Here is a 20,879-nt window from a genome sequence, read left to right as displayed (position 1 = left end):
TGACTCTCCAGAAATGACCCTGCGTGTGCCTGTTTTTGAACCCAATGTTATTTAAAAAAAAATTCTTTGTAACGTTCCTGAATCTGTCGCGGTTCCCTTCTTGTGCGCAATATAAAAAAACGGGCCCCGAAGATGCCCGTTTTTCGTTAAGGGTAAATGTGCAGTTTATTGCGCGTTAGCACTCGCTTCAGAACGTGTAGCACCCACCCGTGCCGCAAGGGCCGCTGCCATGAAGGCATCCAGATCCCCATCCAGTACCGCGCTGGGGTTTCCTGTTTCCACGTTGGTCCGCAAATCCTTGACCATCTGGTACGGTGCCAGAACGTAAGAGCGGATCTGATGCCCCCAGCCAATCTCTGTCTTGGCGGCTTCCGTTGCCGCAGCCGCAGCCTCGCGCTTCTGCAATTCCGCCTCATACAGGCGCGCACGCAGCATCTGCATGGCCGTGGCCCGGTTGCGATGCTGGGAGCGGTCTGTCTGACACGCCACTACAATCCCGGTGGGGATATGGGTGATACGAATGGCTGAATCCGTCTTGTTGACGTGCTGGCCACCCGCGCCGGATGCCCGGAACGTATCCACCTTCAGGTCTGAATCGTTGACTTCGATCTCAATCGAATCATCAATCACGGGATAAACCCAGACAGACGCAAAGGATGTCTGCCGACGGGCAGCAGCATCAAATGGGGAAATACGCACCAGACGATGCACCCCGGCCTCTGTTTTCATCCAGCCATACGCATTCGGTCCGGAGACCAGAATGGTGGCGGACTTCAGCCCCGCCTGTTCCCCTTCCGAGCTTTCCATGAGCGTCACCTTGTACCCATGGGCTTCCGCCCAGCGGGTGTACATGCGCAGCATCATTTCCGCCCAGTCCTGTGCTTCCGTCCCGCCAGCGCCGGCGTTGACTTCCAGATAGCAGTCATTGCTATCGGCCTCACCAGACAGCAGGCTTTCGGTCTCACGGCGTTTGGCGTCTTCCGCCAGCGCCTTCAGGGCTACCGTGGCTTCCGCCACCACGTCCGCATCCCCTTCTGCTTCGGCCAGTTCCACCAGTTCACAGGTATCCTGCACACTGGCTTCCAGCTTCTGCACACCTTCAACCTGTCCAGCCAGCAGAGTGCGTTCACGCATCAGCTTCTGGGCGGCCTCGGAATCATTCCATAAATCCGGGTCTTCAGCCCGGTTGTTCAGTTCGGCAAGTCTGGCCTGAGCGACATCCCAGTTAAAGATGCCTCCTCAGCAGTGCCACCGACTGCTTGATCTGGTCATTAAGGGCTTCTGTCTCAGCCGACATCGGGCCGTCTCTCCATCAGGTCTTTATACAAGTCTTAAACGCGAACGGCTTCAATAGAGGCCACCCATGCCAATGTCACCCCCGGAGGCCGCGGGAGGCGCTTTTGGCGCGCCGGGGGCCGCAGACTGGCCGGGGTTGGCAGCTGCGCCACCTGACTGACCGGGTCCAGACGCCATATCACTTTCCGAATCCGGCATGTTTTCAGCCCCGGTATCGGCGGCTGTCAGCTCACGGGATGCTCCATTGTCCGCCAGACTGACACTCACGCCCGGAATCTGGCCCGGCTTGAAGGCATCAATCGCAACGCCACGGCCCGTATCATACCGCACCAGCGTAACCCCCTCCGGCGCTGCAAAATCCAGCTTCGGGCGATTTTCAAGCGCGGTTTTCATCACCTTGTTCCAGATCGGCCCGGCAATCGCCCCGCCGGTTTCATTTTTGCCGAGGGATTCCGGCGTATCAAACCCAATCCAGACCACTGTCACCAGATCAGGCGAATACCCGGCAAACCACGCATCATTAAAATTCTGGCTGGTGCCGGTTTTCCCGGCCAACGGGTAGTCTATCCCCTGCCCGGCCTGTACGCCCGTGCCGCGCCGGATAACATCCTGCAACATGGTGGTAATCTGGAAGGCACTCTGCTCAGACGCCACACGCGGGCGATTATCCTGCACCTCTGGCAGATCATCCTGCCCCGGCATGACCAGCTTTACCGCAGGCTCCTGCACTGGCACGGGAGCTGCTGGCGCGGGTGCCTTCGCGCCGTCCTGCCCCTTGGGCGCATCCGGAAAAACGGCATCCGCGTCTGGTGTCTGGGCTAGAGGCGTGGTCGCTGCGGCCTGAGCAGACGCGGAGGTCAGAGCAATCCCCTCCGGACGCCAGATCACCCGCCCATCCCGGTCCTGCACGTCATCAATCAGGGTGGGGGTCACTTTGCGCCCACCGGCGGCGAGGGAGGCATAGGCCCCCGCTTCTTTCAGCACCGTGGTTTCCACGGCCCCAAGTGCTGCGGGCAGCACATGCGGCATGGAGTCCACCAGCCCGATTCGGGTTGCCAGATCCGCCACATTCTTGATGCCGATATGGGCCGCAAGGCGGATGGTCACCAGATTGCGGGATTCCCGCAACGCATCATGCAGGGAGGTCGGCCCCCAGAAATCTTTCTCATAGTTATTCGGGTGCCATGTGCCGTAGGACACGGGCGAATCGTCAAACGACTGAGAGGGCGAAATGCCCTGCTCCATCGCCTGCAAATACACAAACGGCTTGAAGGAAGAGCCGGGCTGGCGCAGCGCCTGTGTCGCGCGGTCAAACTGCGAGGTCTGGAAAGACCAGCCCCCGACCAGCGCCAGAACGCGCCCGGTGCGGGCATTCAGCGTCACCACAGCGCCTTCCACATGCGGCACCTGCATCAGGGCGACGCGGCTGCTTCCGGCTTGGGGTTCGACCATAACCAGATCACCCGCTTTCAGCAGCCTGAAGCGCCGGGTCCAGCTCAGATCCCGGTCCTGAATTTCCCCCGTCTGCGGCGTGCCGCCCTGCATGGCGGCATTACGGCGCACAAGAGCGCCTTCCAGCCAGCCAACCCGCCCGCGGGCCGGGTCCAGCACGACAGCCAGACGCCACTGGTCCAGCATCCCCAACGGGGCAACTTCCGCCTGCAAAGCGGCAGCCCATTCTTCCTGAGAGGAGGAGGCACTGACGGTCTGCACATGCTTGACCGGACCGCGCCAGCCGCCATGCGCACGGTCATACGCCATCAGCCCCTGCCGCAGCATTGTCTGCGCTGTGAGCTGAAGAGACGGGTCCAGACTGGTATGCACGTCCAAGCCACCCTGCATGGTCATGTCCTGACCATATTTTTCCAGAAGCTGGCGGCGCACTTCCTCGGCAAACCATTCGGAGCCGGGAGCCGGGCCGGGGCGCACAAAGTTATGCGGAATCAAGGGTTCCGCCTCTGCCGCGCGCGCGGCTTCATGCGTCAGCGCGCCCGTTTCCGCCATCCGTTCCAGCACCCAGTTGCGGCGCCCACGGGCGGCATCAGGGTAGCGCACCGGGTTGTAATTGGTGGGGGATTTGGGCAGCGCCCCAAGGAAGGCCGCCTCCGCATCATCCAACTGGTCCAGCGGCTTATTAAAATAGGTCTGCGCGGCAGCCCCGATGCCGTAAGCCCCGCTGCCCAGATAAATTTCGTTAAGATAGATTTCGAGAATCTTGCTCTTGGGCAGAACCTGCTCAATCCGCATGGCAAGGAAGGCTTCCTTGGCCTTTCTCTTCATGGAAACCGCATTACTGCCCAGCAACATCACACGCGCCACCTGCTGCGTGATGGTCGAGGCCCCAATCGGCCTGCGTCCCTTGCCGCGTGTGAGGTCCGTCAGCCCGGCGCGAGCAATGGCCATGGGATCTACACCCTTATGGCTCCAGAATTTCTGGTCTTCCGCTGCAATAAAGGCGTTCTTCACGCGGTCCGGAATGGCGCTGTACGGGACAAAAACCCGGCGCTCATCCGCCAATTCCGCAATCAGCCGGTCATCCGACGCATAAAGGCGGCTCATCACCGGTGGCTGATAGGTCCGTAAGCCTTCAACCGTTGGCAGGTCCGCCACAATGCCTTCATACTGGGTCCAGACAAGAACCGCTGCCCCGGTCGTGCCGACAAGCGCCAGCCCCGCAACCGTGCCGAGCACCCCCCGCCACTGGCGGAAACGCGGCCTGCGCCATGCAGGACCATTGCGGGAAGACGCGTTGCCACCCCCATTCTTGTTGGAAGACGACCCGGGTTCACCAGAAGACGGAGTTGTTGTCATGCTGGTCCTTTACCATTCTCATGCACTGCCGTCTTCATTCTCGTCGCTCTTCCTGACCAGATGATGGCGAATTTTCTGCCTAACCCAGCATTTCGCCTAAAAACCGTGCTGTGTAGTCCACAACCGGGATAATCCGGCCGTAATTGATGCGCGTGGGGCCAATCACGCCAATCGCCCCGACAATCCTGTTCGCCTCGTTCCGGGCTGGCGCCACCACCATGGACATGCCGGTGCCGCCAAACAATCCGCTTTCAGCCCCAATAAAAATCCGTACACCCTCGGAGTTTTCCGCCAGTTCCAGCAGCCGCAGCATGGTTTCCTGCCGTTCCAGACGGTCAAACAAAGCCTGAATGGCCAGCAGACGCTCCTGCCCGTCCACATCCGTCAGCAGCTTGCCCTGCCCACGGATAATCAGGGTGCCGCCCCGCTCTTCATCCCCACCACCCCAGATGGCCAGACCACTTTCCACCACATCCGCGGTCAGTTGATCCAGCGCACTGCGGTTTTCAGCAATATCCGCCCCAACCCGTGCCCGCAGGTCCAGCAGGGTTGCACCAAGAGCGTGCGCATTCAGATAATTGGCGGCCTCAACCAGCGCAGAAGGCAGCATCCCGGCCGGGGTTTCAATCACCCGGTTTTCCACATGCCCATCCGTGCCGACCAGCACAACCAGCGCCCGGTTTCCACCCAAGGCGACAAACTCGATATGTTTGACGCCGCCCTCACCTTTAGGGGCAATCACCAATCCGGCGGCATCCGACATACCGGACAGCAGGGAGGACGCCTCAGTCAGCGTATCCTGCAAAGAACGCCCCCGCGCTTCTAGTGACTGACCGATCCCGCGCCTGTCCTCCTCCGAGAGGCTGCCAAACTGCAACAGGCCATCCACAAACAGGCGCAGTCCAGCCTCGGTCGGCAGACGTCCCGCAGAGGTATGGGGAGAGAACAGCAACCCTGCTTCCGTCAACGACGCCATGACATTGCGGATCGTGGCCGGAGAGAGCGGCAGCCCAAGCCTGCGGGACAGCGTGCGTGAGCCGACAGGCTCGCCACTCGCCACATATTCCTCCACAATCTCACGCAGAATGGTGGCAGACCGGGAATCAAGCCCCGGTGGCAGACCGGGTTTTGCGGGGCGCAGACCACGTTTCATGAGCGTTCAGGCTCCTCCTTCACAACAGGACCTTTCTGCTTCTGCCCATCTCCGCTTTAGTATGACAAGAAAAACAATGCCGCCGCTGCACGGTTTCGCTCCTGACAAAACCGCTTTATGTGCAGAGACCATTCTTGAGTTAAGGAGTTTCCCCATGCGCCCATCCGGCCGCCAGCCCAACCAGATGCGCCCCGTCACCATTGAAACCGGCTTTGCCCACCATGCGGAAGGCTCCGCCCTTATCCGCGTAGGCGGCACGGAAGTGCTCTGCGTTGCCAGTGTTGAAAACCGGGTACCGCCTTTCCTGCGCGGCAAGGGCACCGGCTGGGTCACGGCGGAATACGGCATGCTGCCCCGCGCCACCCATACCCGTGGCAGCCGTGAAGCCGCCAAAGGCAAGCAGTCTGGCCGCACGCAGGAAATCCAGCGCCTGATTGGCCGCTCCCTACGCTCTGTAGTGGATCTGGCCGCACTGGGTGAAATGAGCATCACGCTGGATTGTGACGTTCTGAACGCCGATGGCGGCACGCGCTGCGCCTCCATTACCGGTGCATGGGTGGCCATGCGTCTGGCCCTTGGCCAACTGGTGGCCAAAAATGTGCTGAGCCACATGCCGTTGCGCGGGCAGGTTGCCGCTGTGTCCTGCGGTCTGACCAAAGCTGGCCCGGTGCTGGATCTGGATTATGAAGAAGATAGTGCCGCCGCCGCCGACACCAATTTCGTGCTGACCGCCGACCGCCGCATTGTGGAAATTCAGGGCACAGCAGAAGAGTCTCCGTTCACCGAAGACGCGTTTAATGACCTGTTCGCCCTCGCCCGCACCGGCGTTTCTGTCCTGTTTGACGCCCAGACGCTGGCCGTTGAAACAGCGGAGAACCGCTAACATGGCGCACGGCAAACTGGAGGCCCACAAGCTGGAGGCTGGCAGCAAACTGGTTCTGGCCAGCCACAATGCTGGCAAGCTGGCGGAATTTTCCACGCTGTTGGCGGATTTTGGGGTGACTGTACTCTCCGCAGGCGACCTCAATCTGCCAGAACCGGAAGAAACGGCCACCACGTTTGCCGGCAATGCGGCCCTCAAGGCATTGGCGGCTGCCAAAGCCACCGGCCTCCCCGCTCTGGCGGACGATTCCGGCCTGTGCGTCAGCGCGCTGGGCGGCGCGCCGGGCATTTACTCAGCCCGCTGGGCTGGACCGGACAAAGACTTCCCGGCAGCCATGGCCCGCATTGAAGACGGCATTGGGTCAGACGAGCGGGACGCATGGTTTATCTGCGTGCTGTGCCTTGCCTATCCTGACGGCACCACCCGCAGTTTTGAAGGCCGCGTGGATGGCAGCATCACATGGCCCCCGCGCGGCGAAAAAGGTCATGGTTATGACCCGATTTTTACCCCAACGGGTGAAAGCCGGACCTTTGCCGAAATGGAAGAGGCCGAGAAAAACGCCATCAGCCACCGGGCGCATGCGTTTAAAGCTTTCAAAGAAGCCTGTCTGGATTAAGGTCTTTTACAGACAGGGTTTTGTGCCCTGTCTGACCGCCTTCTTTGCTGTGTGGCCCACCTTCACCCACACAGCATGACAAAGCCCGGAAAAACAGAGTCACCATGACGACGTCCAACCCGCAGCAGACCTCTGCTTATCACACTCTGGACCTTGAAGGTGTCCGGACGTTCATTGCGTCTCTTCCCTCCATTGCAGGTCGTCTTGGCGGTACGCCGGAGGATTGGCATGTACGGGAAGTCAGTGATGGCAACCTCAACATGGTTTTTCTGGCCGAAGGTCCACAGGGCGGCATCTGCCTGAAACAGGCGCTCCCCCATGTGCGTGTTGACCCCACATGGAAAATGCCGCTGGACCGCACTTTTTTTGAGGCCTCATGGCTGCGGGCCATCTTCCCGCATGTGCCGGACCTGACAACCGAATGTCTACATTTTGACGCCGAACAGTTTATTCTGATTGTCCCGAGCCTGTCCGGGCATACCGTGATGCGCACGGCCCTGATGGCCGGACAATATCACCCAGCCGTTGCCGCACAGGTGGGCGATTTTGTTGCCCGCAGCACGTTTGCGACCTCCCTGCTGGCGGAACCGTTTGAACGGGTTATGGACCGACGCATCTGTTTTGCCCGTAACCAGACGCTCACCCGCATTACGGTCGATCTGATTTTGATAGACCCGTACCATGACCATCCCCGCAACCACTGGGCGGACCCGCAACTGACGCCTATTGTGGCCGCCCTACGCAACAGCCCGTCTGTACTAGCCAGAATTGATAGTCTACGTCTGCATTTTTTAAGTGCCCCACAAGCCCTGCTGCATGGAGACCTGCATACCGGCTCCATCATGACCAATGGAACCGACACGCGCATTATTGATGGAGAATTTGCCACTTATGGTCCCATCGGGTTTGATGCCGGTCTGTTTGTGGGCAATCTGATCCTGAGTTTTTTCGCCACACCGGACCGCGCCGGACAGGCGGCCCATCTGGATATGATCCAGACATTTTGGACCAGTTTCACAAAATGCTTTCTTGACCTGTGGCAGAACAGAGAATGGGCGGAAGACCGCTCAACCCTTTATTACGCAACCACAGACAAATCGACACAGAATTTTGAAAAATCCCTTTTTATCCAAAATATTTTTCAGGATATGTTAGGATTCTGCGCCACAGAAATCATCCGGCGTCTTGTTGGCTACGCCCATATTGCGGATTTTTCCGTTCTGACAGATCAGCCCACCCGCACAACACGCCAGAAAGCAGCACTCCTTTTTGCAAAAGACTGCCTTGAGCAGAAAAAACCCCTGAAATCTCTGGCAGATTTTCTTGAGCTTCTCTACCAGAACCTCTCCACTCCCTGAACGGGCTCATGAACATGCAAACCTCTTCTGCCCTCTGATCTCCTTGGACAATACTCATGTTTTCTGTTCCGCGTCATAAGCCGGGACAGGGCCAATCGGGAAACGGATCAGATGATAGGGGGGCTTTCTTTTATCCTGCCCGCCATTAAAACCGGCGAGGCGGTTCCACTGGCCCAAAGTGCAATAAACATGCGTTTTCGTGCAGAAAATGCCATCCGGCGAGAGAATACGCGGGTCATGCACCATCAGGTCAAAGGACCCATCGGTATTCCGCCGTAAAATACAGTCCTGTTCAAAATTGGTGGTGTAAATCCGCCCCTGCGCGTCTGTCGCTAGCCCATCGGCTGTACCTTTTTCGCCCTCATCTTTTACGGCAGCCGCCAGCGCCTCCTCACTCACAGTCTGGTCTGACAGCAGGGCGGTCGGCAGGCTGTAAAGTCGGCGGCTGGTCAGGGGCGCGTAATACAGCCTGTCACTATTGGGGCTGAGCGTGATACCATCCGCTCCGCCCGTCACAAAGCGCTGCGGCTTGCCCGGCGTGTAAACCAGCGGCACACCTTCCACCATGGCCATAAATCCCGGCTCCGCCTGCGTGGAGGGATGGGTTGCCAGCACCCGCCGCTGCCGCCCTGTGGCAATATCCACCACCACCAGCGCCGGGCTGTGCCCAAAGGAACTATCGGTGATATACGCCGTGCCAGCCTGACCGTGTGTGAGATCCACCCGCAAATCATTCATATGGCTGTCTGGCAGCAGCGTTGGGGCCGTCAGCACAATTTTCTGCACCATCCGGTTGCTGGCCGGGTCAAAACAGACCAGCTTGGCAGCTCCCGGCTGTAAGGGCTGGCCAGCCAGTTTGCCATCATCAATCGCCCAGATGCGGCCCTGCGTATCCATGGTCATCCCATGAATGGACATCAGCCTATCCGCCGGAGCTGCGGCTGAGGGCATGCTCAGGGCCACGCTCGGCCAAGGCACAACCCGCCCCTGCACCAGTTCCCCCAGCGTTGCGCCTTTATGGTTCACCGCATGCCGTGGAAAGCCCACAAAAATCCGTCCCGACTCCGTCACCACCACACCGGACGGACCGGGACCATAAAAATCAGCGACAATTTCAAACGGTCCGGCGGATTCGTACCCCTGATCCCCATTCACGCCGGTTGTCGGCGTGCCGCTCTCCCGTCTTTCGGTCTCCTGCGCAGCACGCGCCGCTGCCGGACGGAGCAGGCCCATCGCCCCAGAAAGTCCACAGCCTCCCAGCGCCGCTGACGCCAAAAGCCGTCTGCGGTGGAGAGGTCGCCCAGTCTCCCCCTGCCCCTCACTCTGCCCCCGTCTGCTCTCCTCGTTCTGCCTCTGCCTAGCCGCCCGCTCACGCGGGACATCATCACCCCATTCGGGAAGACTGGAAGACACGGAAGAAGGCAGGACGGGCGAACAGCCAGAAAACGGACGGGACGTCATGGAAGCATCACTCCTGCTTGTGAAGGCAGTCTAGGCTGTCATGCACATTCCCGGGGAACAACCCCATGCCTGACACGCGCCGATCACAAACCTGAGGAAGATGGCGTCAGGCAACAATGTCAGGCTCCGGCCCGCAGATACAAAAAAGGCGGCGCCGTTTCCGGCACCGCCTTTCCTGAACTCAGCGTCAACACAGCGCCTTCGGACAGAGCCTGCCAAATGGCGGCTCCCTCCTCAGGCCCGGTTGTCTCAGCTATCCGTGTTACGGCGACGGATAGCCGCGCCCAGAATATCACCGAGAGACGCACCGCTGTCGGATGAGCCGTATTCGTTGATAGCCTGCTTGTCTTCCTCAACTTCGCGACCTTTGATGGTCAGCGCGAGCTTGCGGGCAGCGCGGTCAACAGAGACCACCTTCGCATCAACGCGTTCACCAATCGCAAAGCGTTCCGGACGCTGCTCAGCCTTATCACGGGCCAGTTCCGCACGGCGGATGAAGCCGGTCAGAACATCGTCAACCTTCACTTCAATCCCGTTGGACTGAACGGCGGTGACGGTGCAGGTCACGATCGCACCTTTCTGAACGCTCGTCAGAACGTCAGCGGCCGGGTCTTCCTGAAGCTGCTTGATACCGAGAGAGATACGTTCTTTCTCAACATCAACGTCCAGAACCTTGGCTTTGACAACCTGGCCCTTTTCGTAGTGCTTCATGGCTTCTTCGCCAGTTTCGTCCCAAGACAGGTCGGACATGTGAACCATGCCGTCGATGTCTGCGGAGAGACCAACAAACAGACCGAATTCGGTGATGTTGCGGATTTCGCCTTCTACGGTGGAGCCAATCTTGTGCTCTTCCGCGAACTGCTCCCACGGGTTGCGCTGAACCTGCTTGAGGCCCAGAGAGATGCGGCGCTTCGCGCTGTCCACATCCAGAACCATCACGTCGACTTCCTGAGAAGTAGCGACGATCTTGCCCGGATGGACGTTCTTCTTCGTCCAGGACATTTCGGAAACGTGCACCAGACCTTCAACGCCCGGCTCCAGCTCAACAAATGCGCCGTAATCGGTGATGTTGGTCACGCGGCCCGTGTAACGCGCACCCGGCGGGTACTTCAAGGCAACATTTTCCCACGGATCAGCTTCAAGCTGCTTCATGCCGAGGGAGATGCGCTGCGTATCGGAGTTGAAGCGGATCACCTGCACGCGAACCGGCTGGCCGATCTGGAGCGCTTCAGACGGGTGGTTGATGCGCTTCCATGCGATGTCGGTCACATGCAGCAGGCCGTCAACGCCGCCGAGGTCAACGAACGCACCGTAATCGGTGATGTTCTTCACAACGCCGTCCAGAATCATGCCTTCGGTCAGGCCCTGAATCAGTTCGCTGCGCTGTTCTGCACGGGTTTCTTCCAGAACGGCGCGACGGGAGACAACGATGTTGCCACGTGCGCGATCCATTTTCAGGATCTGGAAGGGCTGCGGAACACCCATCAGCGGGCTGACGTCACGCACCGGGCGGATATCAACCTGGCTGCCGGGCAGGAACGCCATGGCGCCACCCAGATCAACCGTGAAGCCACCTTTAACGCGACCATAAATGGTGCCGTTAACGCGCTGGTTTGCTTCGAACGCTTTTTCAAGGTTCGTCCAAGCTTCTTCACGGCGGGCTTTTTCACGAGAGAGCACGATGCTGCCGTCACGGTCTTCGTAACGCTCAACATACAGCTCAACAACGTCACCCGGCTTAACGTCGGGGGCCACGCCCTGAGGAGCAAATTCGCGCAGGGACACGCGGCCTTCGCTCTTCAGACCAACATCGACAATCGCGAATTCGTCGGTCAGGCGGACAATACGCCCACGCACCACGGACCCGTCAAAGCCGGTATCGCGGCCGAGGGTCTCGTCAAGAAGGGTAGCAAAATCTTCGCCACGGAAATGGTCCGTGGCCGGGGTTGCGGCTGAAGCCATGTGTAACTGTAAATCCTGCATCGGCCCGGAATGAAGCCGACACTTCCTGCGCACCACCAGCCGGCAGCACGACTTGCCGCGAAAAAGGTAACGGACCCTATGGCCCGCTTTTGCTCCCGCGACCCTGACTGAAAAGGAAACCTGCTGCGCACAACAGGCATCTGAGGGCAGAGACACCCTCCACCCGCGGCTTGTCAACACAATCCGCCGGATTTTAATGGAGGGCGGCAGTAAAATTATTGATTTCGCGAGAACTTCTCAAAAGCTACCGCAGCGGCTCAGCCTGCGTGCGCGCCGAGTCGCTCTCGCACAACCCGCAGAACCTCGGCCAAAACCGCGTCTGCGCTGAGGGTATCGGTCTCAATCACAACCGCATCATCCGCCACCTGCATGGGGGCGGCCTCGCGCCCGGCATCCGCCGCATCCCGCGCTTTTAAGGCATCCGCCATGTTTGCAAGCCGGGCCTTTGCATCATCCGCCGCCGGGTCTTCCCCAAGCTGCAAAAAGCGACGCAGAGCCCGCGTGGCTGGAGAGGCCGTGATGAACAGTTTGACATCCGCATCCGGAAAAATGGCTGTGCCGATATCTCGGCCATCCAGCACCCCGCCACGCGCCTGCGCAAAGCGCCGCTGCGTTTCCACAAGAGCACTCCGCACCGCTGGCTGCGCGGCAACAAGGCTGGCGGCACGGGCAACCTCTTGTGTGCGCAGGTCTTTGCGCTGCGTATCGTCCGCTGTCAGCTTGCGGGCAAACGCCTCTGCCGGAGCCGCCGGGTCCTGCCCGGCATCCAGCACCAGCCGCCCCACAGCGCGGTAGAGCAGGCCGGTATCCAGATATGGCAGGTTCAGTTCCGCCGCCAGACGCTTGGCCAGCGTGCCTTTTCCCGCAGCCGCCGGGCCATCAACCGCTATAACCGGACCGCCACGCATTACGCTGAAAATCCTGCGCCAAGGCGGTTCATTAACGCAAAATAACCGGGGAAGCTGGTGTCAATAAACGCGGTATCATCAATATCCACCGGCTGTTCCGCCACCAGTCCCAGCACGGACGCACTCATGGCCAGACGGTGGTCCATATGGGTTTCCACCAGCCCGCCACCGGGAATATGGCCGCCTGTGCCGTGGATAATCAGGTCATCCCCATCAACGCGGGTGCGCACACCGTTTTTTTCCAACAGCGCCACAGTAGCGGCCAGACGGTCACTCTCCTTCACACGCAGTTCTTCCAGCCCGCGCAAGCGGGAAATGCCGGTTGCATAAGCCGCAGCTACGGCCAGAACGGGATATTCATCAATCATGGAGGGCGCGCGGTCTGCCGGAACATCTACGGCCTGAAGCGAAGAAGCCCGTACATGCAGGTCTCCCACAGGTTCACCGCCCTCGGTGCGCTCATTGAGAATATCCAGCCGCCCGCCCATTTCCCGCAAGGTGGTAAACAGGCCCGTGCGCAGCAGGTTCAGGCCCACATTGGTAATCACCACATCAGACCCCGGCACCAGCAGGGCAGCCACCAGCACAAAGGCGGCGGAAGAGGGGTCCCCCGGCACGGTAACATCCCGCGCCACCAGACGCGGCTTGCCTTCCAACCGGATAACACGACCGCCTTCCGGCGTTTCTTCCACCGTCACCTGCGCGCCAAAATGCCGCAGCATATTTTCCGTATGGTCACGGGTGGGCACAGGTTCTTCCACCTGCGTGACCCCCTCCGCATTCAGGCCCGCCAGCAACACGGCGGACTTTACCTGAGCCGACGCCACCGGCAGACGGTAGGTGAGCGGCGCAGGCTGCGCATTCCCCTGAATAGCCAGAGGCAACCGCCCGCCATCCCGCGCAAGGAAGGTGGCTCCGGTGCCTGCCAGCGGGTCCATCACGCGCTTCATCGGTCTGCGGCGCAGGCTGGCATCCCCAGTCATGACGGACATAATGCCGTGGCTGGCCAGAAGGCCGGACAACAGGCGCGCGGCGGTGCCGGAATTGCCCATATCCAGCACGTCCACCGGCTCCCGCAACGCGCCCAGCCCGCAGCCATGCACATGCCAGCGGCCATCTTCTTCCTGCGAGATTTTTGCCCCCAGCGCCCGCATGGCGGCGGCGGTGCGCAGAACATCCTCACCCTCCAGCAGGCCCACAATCCGCGTCTCGCCACGGGCAAGGGCCGCGAACATCAGGGCGCGGTGGCTGATGGATTTATCACCCGGCACGGCAATCTTACCGCTGAGGGGTGTTGCCGGACGGGCGATACGCAGGGCGCTGGACGGGGAAGCTGAAGGCTGTGTCATGAGTATTTCCTTCCGGCTTGTCCTGCCGTAAGTCAATCCGCGAGGCAGGGAAACGACGTCTTTTTGCGTAAAAATATGAGCGATCTGTGCTTCAGGGTTTGACAGGACCCCTGTGCAATGGCATGTGGCCTCGCCTTAATACGTCTGGATTGTTTTCCCTCCGCGCCGCGGTTTGGGGGAATCGTCTTTTTCCGGGACACGCTTTGTCCCAATGTCTGACCAGGATCGACAGGTAGCAAGATGTCCCAGCCCGATCTCGGCACCAAACGCGTCTGCGTGTCCTGCGGTGCCCGCTTCTATGACCTGAACAGGTCTCCCGCCGTTTGCCCGAAATGTGGCACGGAACAGCCGGAGCTTGTCTCCCGCCTGCGTCGCAACTCAGACAGTCTGACACCGCACGCGAACACGCCCGCCCCGGCCAAAAAAGATGATGAAGATATCGATATCGATACAGAAGCCGATACCGATGATGATGTGCTGGAAGATTCACCGGATCTGGACGATGACGATGATGACGACATCAGCTCCGATATTGATGTGAGCACGGATTCGGACGAACACGATTCCTGAGGATATCAGGAAGTCGGGCAGCCCCCGGCTTCTTTATCCGCTAGCTATCACGCTATCGTGATAGACCTTTAAAAGCCCGGTTTATGCCGGGCTTTTTTTGTGGGTTGTGTTTACGCGCGGCGCTCTATTTCCACGCCCACCGCCTCAATTTCTTCAAACACATCAAGCTTTTCAATGCGCACACGCACAACCTTTACACGAGCATCGGCCAGAACTCCGGCCGCAATGCGCTCGGCCAGCGTTTCCACTAGCTGCACATGGCCTTCCTGCACGATGCGGCGCACCAGCAGCACAACATCTTCATAAGACACAGTACGGCTCAGATCATCCGCGCCCACTTCCAGATCATTCCCGTCCAGCACTCCGAAGGAGACGGATACGCGAATACGCTGCGTGACCCCCTGCTCATGCGGGAACACGCCGATCTGGGCATCCAGCACCATGTTTTTCAAAAAAAGGTGGCGCAAAGGCGGTTTTTCCGCCCATGGAGCAAAAATTGTCATTCGTCCTATTCTTCCAGCCCCGCACCCGCCGGGAGCGCTGGTGACCATTGCAGATGCTGCCCACCATCCAGCGCCAGCATCTGGCCGGTCACGGACGGCAGAGCCAGAAGGGCCAGTGCCGCCCGCGCGACTTCCGCCGGTGAGGTCCCCTGCCCCAGCGGCACCGAGGCACACTGTTTTGCAAACTGCTCTTCCGTCTGGCGCGGGCTGGGCAGCGCCGGGCCGGGACCGATGGCATTTACCCGGATTTTTTTAGGCGCCAGCGCCAGCGCCATGGTCTGCGTGAGGGTCCATAAGGCGCTTTTGGAAACGGTGTAGCTGATAAAATGCGGGGTTAGAGACCACACACGCTCATCCAGCATGTTCAGGATCATCCCCTCCGCCTGCGCGGGGAGCGCTTTGGCAAAATCCTGCATCAGCACAAATGGAGCCCGCAGGTTAGGTTTCATATGCCCCATCCAGCTCTCGCGCGTGGTATTATCCCACTCATCACGCTCAAAGGTGGACGCGTTATTCACCAGCACGCCCAGCGGGCCACCCAGAGCCTCCATGGCGGCGGGCACAAGCGGCGTCACCTCTTCTTCTCGCGCCAGGTCTCCCTGAAGCAGGCAGCCTTTCCGCCCACGCGCCTCGACGGCCTTCAGGGTTGCGTCCGCCCCGGCCCGGTCGCCCCGATAATGGATGGCGACATCAAACCCGGCTTCCGCCAGAGCAAGCACAATAGCCTGCCCTAAGCGCGCCTTGCCGCCCGTTACCAGAGCGCGGCGCGGCAGAGTGGGAGAAATCGGAAAGACACTCAGCGGCACGGACGTCACGCAGGCGGCAGGATCAGGCGCGGTCATGCCGGTCTCCGTGCGCCAAGCGCTGCGGCCAGTGTGCCATCATCCAGCACATCCAGCGCGCCGCCAACTGGCATACCCTGCGCCACGCGGCTTACTGTCACGCCCTCATAAAAAGCCAGCTTGTCCATCAGCCAGTGCATGGTTGTCGCTCCTTCTACCGTGGCACCCAATGCGAGAATCACTTCCCGCACGCTGCCCTGCTCCAGCCGGGCCATCAGCGGGCCAATATTCAGGTCCTCGGGGCCAATGCCCGCCAGAGGGGACAACGTACCCCCCAACACCTGATACACGCCGCGATGCACTCCGGCACGCTCCAGCGCCCAGAGGTCTCCCACCGTTTCCACCACACACACCACGCCGGAGTCCCGCAATGGGTCGGTGCAGATATGGCATGGGTCCACGGTGTCCAGATTACCGCAGGTAGAACAGGTTTTTACAGCCTCACCCGCACGCTCCAGCGCACGGGCCAGCGGTACCAGACGGGCCTGTGTATCCCGCAGCAGGAACAGGGCAATACGGCGGGCAGAACGCGGGCCAAACCCCGGCAACCGCCCCAATAGCCTGATAAGCTGCTCTATCTCATGCCCGCCCATGCCGCGCTCCGTCAGGTCAGAACGGCAGCTTCATGCCGGCAGGCAGGTTCAGACCACCCGTCACTTTCTGCATTTCTTCAGCGGCTTTTGTATCCAGCTTGGTGCGGGCATCGGCGCAGGCAGCCATAATCAGGTCCTGCAACATTTCCATTTCTGCCGGGTCAGCCAGTTTGGGGTCTATCTGGATGGAGCGCATGTCGCCCTTCCCGCTCAGCACCACTTTCACCATACCCGCCCCTGCGGAGCCTTCAATATTCATGGCTTCCAGTGAGCTCTGCATGGCTTCCATTTTCGCCTGCATCTGAGTGGCCTGCTTCATCAGTCCGGCAAGATTTTTCACAGCATCTCTCCTTATCTGGCTGCATCCATACAGCCCGGCGCCGTCGGTGCGCCTTACTCCAGTTGTAGCCGGAAATCCGGCCGTTTGTCCGGCCCTGTCTTTGGCCTTATCTCTGGCCTAGTCTATTGAAAGACCGGGGTCGGAAGGTCGTTCATCCTCGTCCAGCAGTTCAGCGTCAAGCGGGGCGAAGACAAGTTCGGGCGGTTCCTCTGGTGGCAGACCATACTCATCCAGAGCATGATCCTGCACGTCCCCCAGTTCCGCATCCGGGAAAACCGCCAGAATGGCTTTAACCAGCGGGTGCGCCTGTGCGGTGCGCCGCTGAAACTGGATAATTTCCGCCCCCTGCTCATCCAGAGTTGGCTCGCCATCCTCCTGAGACAGGCGAATACGCCAAGACATGCCAGAAGCACTTTCCAGCACTTTCTGAAAGTGGCGCGGAAGGTCCGCCGGTAATCCCGGCTGCATACGCATGGTAATGGCACCGGGGGCAAAAGACACCGCATGCACGCCATTGCGCAGATTGCCATGCAGCAGAGCCTCCCGCCGCTCTTTGACCAGGGCCACAGCCTCGCGCCATGTGCGCGGCACCACAGGTCCTTGCGGCTCCGGTTCCGCGACAGGCTCCGGCACAAGGGCCGGGGCTGGAATTTGAGCTGCCGTGGGAACCGGAGTGGGAGACAGGGCAATATCCGCGACAGGCTCCTCCTGCACGGCGACAGCAGACGCAACCGCAGGGACCCGCACCGCGCCGGACTGTCCGACAACCATACGCAGAGGTGGCGGGCTATCCTGTCCACCCGATCTGCCGCCGCCAGACCGGGCCTCGTTCAGAGCGGAAGGGGGACTCCCCTCCGGCCCGGCAGGCGCGCCCGCAGGCCCGCTAGAAGCCCCGGTGGGAGAAGGAGCCACAGCCCCGCCCCCGCCCTGCCCAGACAGACGCCGCACCAGATCTTCCGGTGAGGGCAGGTCCGCCACGTAACACAACCGGATCAGCACCATGTCCGCCGCGGCCCGGCGGTCTGGTGCCATTTCCACTTCCTTCAGCCCCTTCACCAGCATCTGCCATGCGCGCATCAGCACCGGCACGGGCAGGGCTTCCGCCATCTCGGTGCCGCGCACCCGCTCGGCTTCCGGCATATCGGCCGAGTCCCGTAGGGAAGGCACGGCCCGCAGACGCGAAATGGTATGGACCAACTCCAGCATATCGCCCAGAACCAGCCCCAGATCCGCCCCACGGGCATGAGCCGCATCCGCCAGCGCCAGAGCCTGATCGGGCTTGCCGGTCAGAACGGCTTCCAGCAGGTCAAACACAACCTGCCGGTCCGCCAGCCCCAGCATGTCACTGACGACGGAGGCACCAATCTCGGCCTCACCCTCCCCCTGCGCGATGGCCTGATCCAGCAGAGACAGCCCGTCCCGCACAGACCCGTCGGCTGCGCGGGCAATCAGCGCCAGCGCATCATCAGACAACCGGACATGCTCTTTTTCGGCAATCCGGGCGAAGAGGACCGCCAGATCAGCCTGTGGCACACGGCGCAAGTCAAACCGCTGGCAGCGCGACAACACCGTCACCGGCACCTTGCGCAGTTCCGTGGTGGCAAAAATGAACGTGACTTGCGCGGGCGGTTCTTCCAGCGTTTTGAGCAGCGCGTTGAAGGCATTGCGAGAGAGCATATGCACTTCGTCGATAATAAAGACCTTCATGCGGCCCTGCATGGGGCGGAACCGCGTGGCCTCAATAATCTCGCGCACATCATCCACGCCGGTGCGGGAGGCGGCGTCCATTTCCAGCACGTCGGGGTGCCGGTCGTTCAGAATAGCGACGCAGTTGGCGCACACGCCGCACGGGTCCGCCGTTGGCCCACCCTTGCCATCCGGCCCGACACAGTTAAGCGCGCGGGCGATAATCCGGGCCGTGGTCGTTTTCCCCACCCCGCGCACACCTGTCAGCATAAAGGCATGCGCCACGCGCCCCAGCGCAAAGGCGTTCCGCAGGGTGCGGACCATGGCTTCCTGACCAATCAGGTCATCAAACGTCGTGGGGCGATATTTGCGCGCCAGAACGCGGTAGGGAGAGGTGTTCTGCGGCGGGGAGGCCGGGGCCGGCGCAGGCACGGCAGGAGCCGCATCGCCAAACAGACCGGGGCCTTCCATCACGGGATCGGGCAACCCGTCATCCCGGGAGAGGTGCGCGTCGGTCTTATCGGTCATGACAGTTCCGAGGAAAAAAACTCACGCTCCTGTGGCCTGAAGCCCTGAGCGGAAAAGGTGGAAAGCCGAACAATGACCCGGTCGAAACTCACTAGGGCTGCTTCCTTCCGGACCTGACCAGGTTAGCAAGGCGCACGTCCACTGCCGACTTTCCGGGAGGAGAGATAGCACCAAATTGTCCTTCCTGCCAACCCTGCCCAGCCACCCCTCCCTTTTCGCTCTTTGCCTTGCGGGAAAGGGCAGGGTAGGACGTATAAGGTCTGACCCTTCTTCCTTGCCCTTCAGAGAGTCTGCGCGTGCCAAAATTCAGCCTGTTCCCCCATGCCGCCATGGTCCTGCTGGCTTCCGCCCTGACCGCAGCCCCTTTTTACGCGCACGCTGAGGAGGGCGATAATTCCTCCTCCGTACGGAGCACCGTGCCCAATGCCCAACTCCAGAAGGAACTGGCCATCCTCCAGTTCAAGCCGGAAGCCGCCAGCCCCGCCTGCATCGACTCCCTGAAGGAACTGCACAAAACACAGGCCCAGTTGCAGGAAGAACAGACCCGCACGGAAGATCAGGATTTGGCAATCGCGCAGGACGTGCTGGAATCTGATTTTGAAAATTCCATTGAACTCTGCTCGCCCGACGTGCGGCAGCTTTGCGAAAGCCCTAACCCGGCAAAGGCACTAGCACAGGCCTGTGAACGTCTGGGCAGTGTGCCGGATGGTCCCGCATCGTCCTCTGCTGCGGACTGAGCGGCCCTGTTTATCCAGTCACTCTGCCGACAAACCGACAGTCTGACCGTCCTCCACCCGTCTGAGTTTCCCATAGCGCACGTTTTGAAAACGATATAATCTCAGGGCTCTGTCGCACAGTACCGTTTTGCAAAGAGTGCTTTTTTGACCAGAACACAGCACCATGTCTGACATTTTTGCGCCCGACCCCGCCTCGCAAAGCGCCGCCATTCTCGCGGTTGATGGGGGCGGCACAAAAACACTGGCGGTTCGGGTTGGGCGGGATGCCACGGTGCAGGCGGTGCACACCACCAAAGGGTGCAACCCGTTTGACCAGCCTGACTGGCAGACGATCCTTACCCACCTTGTAACCCCTCTCACCCCCGGCCTTGAGGCCGCAGCGTTTGGCATTGCCGGATATGGGGAAAACCGGGAGACAGGCCACCTGCTCCGCGCCCATGTGCATCAGCTATGCCCGGACACGCCCATCAGCCTGACCAATGATGTTGATATGGCCTGCATAGGTGCCTTTGCAGGCGAGGCCGGTGTTCTCCTGCTCTCCGGCACAGGCTCCATGGCGTGGGCGTCAGACGGGGCTGGCCAGACGGCCCGCGTCGGCGGTTGGGGGCCAGTTTTTGGTGATGAAGGCAGCGCCTACTGGATTGGCCGGAAAGCCCTGCAACGGGTCTGTCAGGCTATGGACGGTCGTGCCCCAGAGGCAAACCCCTTCGCACAACAGATTTGCGCCGCGATGGGCTGGCCCGACGAAAACCCGCAAGCACTCGATGCCCTGCTCGGATGGTATAATCAGCAGGAACGCCCACGCCCTGCTGTCGCCCAGTGCGCGCGCCTGATTGATGAGATGGCGGAGGCCGGTTGTGCGGTCTCACATGCGCTTATCACACAGGCAGCGCACCATCTCGCCACACTTGTCCAGACCGCGCGGGCACGCTTCCCTGAGCAGAACCTGCCGTGGAGTTACGCGGGCAGCGTCTTCAAAAGTGCTTTGCTCCGGGCCACTCTTACAGATTTATGCGGAATACCCCAGCCCCCGCGTCTGCCGCCCATTGGTGGCGGTATTGTGCAGGCCGCCAGATTGGCTGGATGGTCGATTGATACCGCATGGATTGACCGCCTCGCGCGCGGACTGGACTGTTAGCTATTTTAAAAAACTCTTTTTCTTAGTGATAACTTCAATATCTAAACACCGTGTTTTTTTCAAAAAACTCCCTCCAGAAGGAAACACCTCTTAAAAACTCAGAACAGTTCATTTAAAATCATCA

The 20,879-nt window shown here is 60.4% G+C and carries 18 protein-coding genes and 1 other RNA gene; 6 read left to right on the top strand and 13 right to left on the bottom strand.

Annotated features, from left to right (window positions below; all coding sequences use genetic code 11):
• Positions 1-165: 165 nt before the first annotated feature.
• The 3 genes from prfB to hrcA all read right to left on the bottom strand — a co-directional run bounded on the left by prfB (position 166) and on the right by hrcA (position 5,260).
• A protein-coding gene (prfB, locus tag AD949_RS11875; RefSeq protein WP_096430372.1) for a peptide chain release factor 2 occupies positions 166-1,297 on the bottom strand; the annotation gives its coding sequence in 2 pieces (ribosomal slippage) (positions 166-1,227 and positions 1,229-1,297; 1,131 coding nt in all).
• Between the two features lie 50 nt (positions 1,298-1,347).
• Positions 1,348-4,107 carry a penicillin-binding protein 1A gene (locus tag AD949_RS11870; RefSeq protein ID WP_048834862.1) on the bottom strand — a complete coding sequence of 920 codons (2,760 nt, stop codon included), beginning with the start codon at positions 4,105-4,107 and terminating at the stop codon, positions 1,348-1,350.
• A 79-nt stretch (positions 4,108-4,186) separates the two neighbouring features.
• Positions 4,187-5,260, bottom strand: a complete 1,074-nt coding sequence (hrcA, locus tag AD949_RS11865) for a heat-inducible transcriptional repressor HrcA (RefSeq protein ID WP_048834861.1) — start codon at positions 5,258-5,260, stop codon at positions 4,187-4,189.
• A 154-nt stretch (positions 5,261-5,414) separates the two neighbouring features.
• Between hrcA and rph the strand changes: the two genes are divergently transcribed.
• The 3 genes from rph (at position 5,415) to mtnK (ending at position 8,117) form a co-directional block, all read left to right on the top strand.
• Positions 5,415-6,143: a ribonuclease PH gene (gene rph / locus AD949_RS11860; protein ID WP_048834860.1), complete on the top strand. Its 729-nt coding sequence runs from the start codon at positions 5,415-5,417 to the stop codon at positions 6,141-6,143.
• A 16-nt stretch (positions 6,144-6,159) separates the two neighbouring features.
• Positions 6,160-6,759, top strand: coding sequence for an RdgB/HAM1 family non-canonical purine NTP pyrophosphatase (gene rdgB / locus AD949_RS11855; RefSeq protein ID WP_048834883.1), 600 nt, complete (start codon positions 6,160-6,162; stop codon positions 6,757-6,759).
• A gap of 104 nt (positions 6,760-6,863) precedes the next feature.
• A complete protein-coding gene (gene mtnK / locus AD949_RS11850; protein ID WP_048834859.1) occupies positions 6,864-8,117 on the top strand; it encodes an S-methyl-5-thioribose kinase in 1,254 nt (417 codons plus the stop codon).
• A 54-nt stretch (positions 8,118-8,171) separates the two neighbouring features.
• Here the strand turns inward: mtnK and AD949_RS11845 are convergent, their stop codons facing one another.
• The 4 genes from AD949_RS11845 to aroA form a co-directional block, all read right to left on the bottom strand.
• On the bottom strand, positions 8,172-9,350 hold the full coding sequence (locus AD949_RS11845) for an L-dopachrome tautomerase-related protein (RefSeq protein ID WP_048834858.1): 1,179 nt from the start codon (positions 9,348-9,350) through the stop codon (positions 8,172-8,174).
• Between the two features lie 477 nt (positions 9,351-9,827).
• The gene (gene rpsA / locus AD949_RS11840; protein WP_048834857.1) at positions 9,828-11,540 is read right to left on the bottom strand and encodes a 30S ribosomal protein S1; all 1,713 of its coding nucleotides are present in this window, start codon (positions 11,538-11,540) and stop codon (positions 9,828-9,830) included.
• Positions 11,541-11,818: 278 nt separating this feature from the next.
• Positions 11,819-12,469 (bottom strand): (d)CMP kinase, encoded by a 651-nt coding sequence (cmk, locus tag AD949_RS11835; protein ID WP_048834856.1) that lies wholly within the window; start codon positions 12,467-12,469, stop codon positions 11,819-11,821.
• On the bottom strand, positions 12,469-13,818 hold the full coding sequence (gene aroA, locus AD949_RS11830; protein WP_048834855.1) for a 3-phosphoshikimate 1-carboxyvinyltransferase: 1,350 nt from the start codon (positions 13,816-13,818) through the stop codon (positions 12,469-12,471). The genes cmk and aroA overlap by 1 nt, the downstream gene beginning before the upstream one ends.
• Positions 13,819-14,058: 240 nt before the next feature.
• Here aroA and AD949_RS11825 point away from each other — a divergent pair, with 240 nt between their 5' ends.
• On the top strand, positions 14,059-14,388 hold the full coding sequence (locus AD949_RS11825; RefSeq protein WP_048834854.1) for a TIGR02300 family protein: 330 nt from the start codon (positions 14,059-14,061) through the stop codon (positions 14,386-14,388).
• Positions 14,389-14,498: 110 nt separating this feature from the next.
• Here AD949_RS11825 and folB read toward each other — a convergent pair whose 3' ends face one another.
• From folB to ffs, 6 genes are all read right to left on the bottom strand, one after another.
• On the bottom strand, positions 14,499-14,891 hold the full coding sequence (gene folB / locus AD949_RS11820; RefSeq protein WP_048834853.1) for a dihydroneopterin aldolase: 393 nt from the start codon (positions 14,889-14,891) through the stop codon (positions 14,499-14,501).
• Positions 14,892-14,896: 5 nt separating this feature from the next.
• A complete protein-coding gene (locus AD949_RS11815; protein ID WP_082064587.1) occupies positions 14,897-15,697 on the bottom strand; it encodes an SDR family oxidoreductase in 801 nt (266 codons plus the stop codon).
• A gap of 32 nt (positions 15,698-15,729) precedes the next feature.
• Positions 15,730-16,326 (bottom strand): recombination mediator RecR, encoded by a 597-nt coding sequence (recR, locus tag AD949_RS11810; protein WP_048834851.1) that lies wholly within the window; start codon positions 16,324-16,326, stop codon positions 15,730-15,732.
• Between the two features lie 16 nt (positions 16,327-16,342).
• Entirely contained in the window at positions 16,343-16,666 is a 324-nt protein-coding gene (locus tag AD949_RS11805) for a YbaB/EbfC family nucleoid-associated protein (protein ID WP_048834850.1), read from the bottom strand.
• Positions 16,667-16,783: 117 nt separating this feature from the next.
• Positions 16,784-18,880 carry a DNA polymerase III subunit gamma/tau gene (locus AD949_RS11800; RefSeq protein ID WP_048834849.1) on the bottom strand — a complete coding sequence of 699 codons (2,097 nt, stop codon included), beginning with the start codon at positions 18,878-18,880 and terminating at the stop codon, positions 16,784-16,786.
• A 56-nt stretch (positions 18,881-18,936) separates the two neighbouring features.
• Positions 18,937-19,034: signal recognition particle sRNA small type (gene ffs / locus AD949_RS11795), an RNA gene on the bottom strand.
• 142 nt (positions 19,035-19,176) lie between these two features.
• On the opposite strand from ffs, the gene AD949_RS11790 reads away from it, so the two are divergent.
• Complete coding sequence (locus AD949_RS11790) at positions 19,177-19,617, top strand: hypothetical protein (RefSeq protein ID WP_244463277.1); 441 nt, start codon at positions 19,177-19,179, stop codon at positions 19,615-19,617.
• A gap of 163 nt (positions 19,618-19,780) precedes the next feature.
• Positions 19,781-20,755, top strand: coding sequence for an N-acetylglucosamine kinase (locus tag AD949_RS11785; protein ID WP_048834848.1), 975 nt, complete (start codon positions 19,781-19,783; stop codon positions 20,753-20,755).
• Positions 20,756-20,879 lie beyond the last annotated feature (124 nt).

Source organism: Acetobacter orleanensis, from assembly GCF_001581005.1.
Lineage (GTDB): Bacteria > Pseudomonadota > Alphaproteobacteria > Acetobacterales > Acetobacteraceae > Acetobacter > Acetobacter orleanensis.
Note: the sequence above shows the minus strand (reverse complement) of the source record. Positions and strands in the feature narration are given on the sequence as shown.